5 protein-coding genes are annotated in these 3,576 nt (G+C 68.7%); 2 read left to right on the forward strand and 3 right to left on the reverse strand.

Annotation, left to right across the window (positions count from 1 at the left end):
• Window positions 1-211: 211 nt before the first annotated feature.
• Together rpsT and JWN68_RS06445 are read right to left on the reverse strand one after the other, a co-directional pair.
• Complete coding sequence (rpsT, locus tag JWN68_RS06440; protein ID WP_297736334.1) at window positions 212-472, reverse strand: 30S ribosomal protein S20; 261 nt, start codon at window positions 470-472, stop codon at window positions 212-214.
• A gap of 269 nt (window positions 473-741) precedes the next feature.
• Window positions 742-1,692, reverse strand: coding sequence for a phosphotransferase (locus tag JWN68_RS06445; RefSeq protein ID WP_297736336.1), 951 nt, complete (start codon window positions 1,690-1,692; stop codon window positions 742-744).
• Window positions 1,693-1,745: 53 nt separating this feature from the next.
• Here JWN68_RS06445 and JWN68_RS06450 point away from each other — a divergent pair, with 53 nt between their 5' ends.
• Window positions 1,746-2,288 carry a GNAT family N-acetyltransferase gene (locus JWN68_RS06450; protein ID WP_297736339.1) on the forward strand — a complete coding sequence of 181 codons (543 nt, stop codon included), beginning with the start codon at window positions 1,746-1,748 and terminating at the stop codon, window positions 2,286-2,288.
• An 11-nt stretch (window positions 2,289-2,299) separates the two neighbouring features.
• Here the strand turns inward: JWN68_RS06450 and JWN68_RS06455 are convergent, their stop codons facing one another.
• Window positions 2,300-2,809: a hypothetical protein gene (locus tag JWN68_RS06455; protein ID WP_297736341.1), complete on the reverse strand. Its 510-nt coding sequence runs from the start codon at window positions 2,807-2,809 to the stop codon at window positions 2,300-2,302.
• A 178-nt stretch (window positions 2,810-2,987) separates the two neighbouring features.
• Between JWN68_RS06455 and JWN68_RS06460 the strand changes: the two genes are divergently transcribed.
• Window positions 2,988-3,576: GTP-binding protein (locus JWN68_RS06460; RefSeq protein ID WP_297736344.1), on the forward strand; the 589-nt coding region annotated here is incomplete at its 3' end.

Below are 3,576 nucleotides of genomic sequence, written 5' to 3' on the forward strand. Positions count from 1 at the left end.
AACTCAACGCCCGGCCCCGCAAGAGACACGCATTCCGCACCCCAACCGAAACGCTTGAGAAACTACTCATCGAAACCACAAAACACCCCGGTGTTGCGTGACTGTCTGGAATCCGCCGCCGGGGAAGGGGCTCACGCACCTCCCGCACGGCGGTCGCGGCCGAAATGCACGAGCACCCCGTCGCAGGCGACGGGGTGCTGGTGGGGGATGATCAGAGAGCGGCGGACTGCTTCGCGATCGACGACTTGCGGTTCGCTGCCTGGTTCTTGTGGATGACGCCCTTCGAGGCGGCCTTGTCCAGCTTGCGGGCGGCGTCGCGGCCGGCGGTCAGCGCGGTGTCCTTGTCGCCGGAGGCAACGGCCTCACGGAACTTGCGGACGGCGCTCTTCAGGCCCGTCTTGACGGCCTTGTTGCGCTCGTGCGCCTTCTCGTTCTGCTTGTTGCGCTTGATCTGGGACTTGATGTTGGCCACAGGAGAACCTTTGCTCGCTCGTTGCTGGTCACGGAAAGTCGGGTGTCGGCTGCCGACTCACCCCTGAGCAGGGTTGGGCGCCGGACATGCAAGGGGAAACACTACGCCCGAGCCGCATGCGGACCCAAATCGAGTCGGCGGGCGGCGGCGGAGAGCATGCGCGCGGACTCCGCATCGAGACCACGGGGGAGCCCAGCACGCCCACCACCCACGCGTGGATGGCGGGGGGATCTCGGCGTACCCGGCGCGCACCCCAACGGCGCGGGGGCTCACTGCCAGCTCCGGCGCTCGCACAGCCAGTGCCAGCAGACCTCTCCCTGCCAGCGCTGGTGCTCGCGAAGGAACGGCGACGTCGACGGCACCGGGTCGTCGGCCGACTTGAGGAAGTAGCCCACCAGCAGGGCCAGCACACGGTCGATCGCTTCAGGGGGTACGTCGCGGGTCAGCCGACGCGTGGCCAGCACCGGCTCCACGTCGAGCCCGTCGCCGCGCGGCCCGATCAGGGTGCACAGGGTGTCGAACCAGGCGACACCGACGACGGGCCAGTTCCAGTCGCAGAGCCAGACCGAGCCGTCGCCGTCGATGAGCAGGTTGTCGTCGCGGATGTCGGTGTGGACCAGGGTGTTGCCACCGACGACGTCGGCGAAGCCCGCGGCCAGGGCGGCCGCCTCGTCCAGGTGCGGCAGGTCGGGACGCACGGCCTTGATGTGGTCCCACATCGAGACCATGTCCACGAAGTCGTCCACCAGCGTGTCGAGATCCAGCCCCGCAGGCGGGGGAGTGAGCTCGTCGGCGACGACCTCGAGGGCGTCGAGGACGGTGTCGAGGTCGGACGCGCGCCACGGGCGGCGCGGGGCTCGCCCGTCGACGTACTCGATGCCCAGCGCGACCCAGTCGTCATCGAGGTGCCAGAGGAGCCGCGGGCTCGGGACGCCCGTCGGGAGCGCAGCGAGCTTGCGGGCCTCCTCGCGGTAGGAGTCGGCGAACGTGCGCTGCGCCTTGACCGATGCCGCCTTGACGAAGTGGCGCGACCCGTCAGCGCAGACCAGCACGCTGGCGAAACCGGGGGTGAATCCCGACGTCTGGGAAAGCGCCTCGACGACGGGCGAGCCGCACTTGCGCTCGATGAAGACCCGCAGGTTGGGCGGCAGGAAGGGCCACTCCAGCCGGCGTGAGGTCTTGCCCACCGGGGCGGGATAGGGACCGGGCGCTGACGACATGGGAGACATCCTTCCCGCAAGACCCGTTGGCCCGTAATCGGATAATCACTGCCATGCCCGACCTCATCGAGCCCCACGTCCGTGTCCGCGAGTCGTTCCTGACGGCTGTGGAGGAGTCACTCGTCGACGGCCGGATGATCAACGAAGACTCGATGATCGCCCGCTGGATCAGGCAGTACGGCGACCGGTGGCACACCGAGGCCGGGTTCGCCGAGTTCGTCGACCACCTCCACGCCGATGCGACGCCGGACGCGCCGCGGCCAGCGACCCACGTGCCCCAGAGCACCTGGTGGCTGGTCGAGGGCGGTGTCTACCTGGGTCGCATCTCGTGCCGGCACGTCCTCAACGACTGGCTCCTCGAGTACGGCGGGCATGTCGGCTACGAGGTGCGTCCGTCCGCCCGCCGGCGCGGTCATGCGACCGCCATGCTGCGCGGGCTGCTCCCGCACGTCCACGCGCTCGGCATCGACCCCGCGCTGCTGACGTGCGACGACACCAACATCGCCTCGCGCAAGGTCATCGAGGCGGCGGGCGGGGTGCTCGAGGACGTCCGCGGGGTCAAGCGACGCTATTGGGTGCCGACCTCTGGCATGTGAGGGCGAGCCGCTCAGCAGCCGCAGGTGTAGTACGTGATGTCCCAGTGGCTGCTCTCGCGGGCGTACACGTTGCCGGACGGCGACTTGTAGAGCCTGGCACCGTCCGCGCGGGTGCCGGCGTAGGCGTAGTGGCTGGTGATGTAGTTGGAGATGCAGGTCGTCAGGGGGACATCCACCTTGTAGCCGTTCCAGTGGCTGTAGGTGCCGGAGGCGTGGCCAGTCTCGGTGCCGCCGGTGATGGTGATCGCGCAACCGCTGATCGACCGGAAGGTCTTGATGCCGGTCACGGTGTCCTGGTTGATCTGCTCGTACGACGTGCACGTCGAGACGTTGCGGTTGGTGCACCCGCCCGAGGAGGACCGGCCGATCCCGGAAGCCGCGAGCTGCGAGGCAGCCTGGCTGTCGGTCAGCTTCGTGACCGCCCAGCTCGGGGCAGCGGTCAGCACGACGCTGCTGAGCAGGCTGGCCGCGAGGACGGTCGAGACGGCGGATGCGCGGAAGGCGCGGGACAGAGGTGACATGGACTGCTCCGGATTCAGGCGGACGACACCCCCGATGGCGTCGTCCTGTGCTGCCAGTGGAGCGGGTGGCGCGGCCCCCGTCAATGGGTGGCAGCTGCGTCGGTTCGGGGGAGCGGCCCCAGCGTGGAAGAATGCGTTGTTCGCCGTACCCGCCAAGAAGTCGTGCAGAAAGTCGCCTGTGTCCCTCAAGAACGCGCCCCTGCCGGGCCAGACCGATCCGGCGATCCTCCGCAACTTCTGCATCATCGCCCACATCGACCACGGCAAGTCGACGCTCGCCGACCGCATGCTGCAGCTGACGGGCGTCGTCGACGCGCGCCAGGAGCGGGCGCAGTACCTCGACCGCATGGACATCGAGCGTGAGCGCGGCATCACGATCAAGAGCCAGGCCGTCCGCATGCCGTGGACCGTGCCCGTGGACAACGCTCCCGGGGCCGTGCCGGGGACCTACGTGCTGAACATGATCGACACCCCCGGACACGTCGACTTCACCTACGAGGTGAGCCGCTCCCTCGAGGCGTGCGAGGCGGCGGTCCTGCTGGTCGACGCGGCCCAGGGCATCGAGGCTCAGACCCTGGCCAACCTCTACCTCGCGCTGGCCGCCGACCTGCACGTCATCCCGGTGCTCAACAAGATCGACCTGCCCAACGCCCAGCCGGAGAAGTACGCCGCAGAGCTGGCTGGGATCATCGGCTGCGACCCCTCCGACGTGCTGCACGTCTCCGCCAAGACCGGGATGGGTGTCGAGCACCTGCTCAACGAGATCG

The organism is Nocardioides sp. (assembly GCF_025964975.1).
In the GTDB taxonomy this organism is placed as follows: Bacteria; Actinomycetota; Actinomycetes; order Propionibacteriales; family Nocardioidaceae; genus Nocardioides.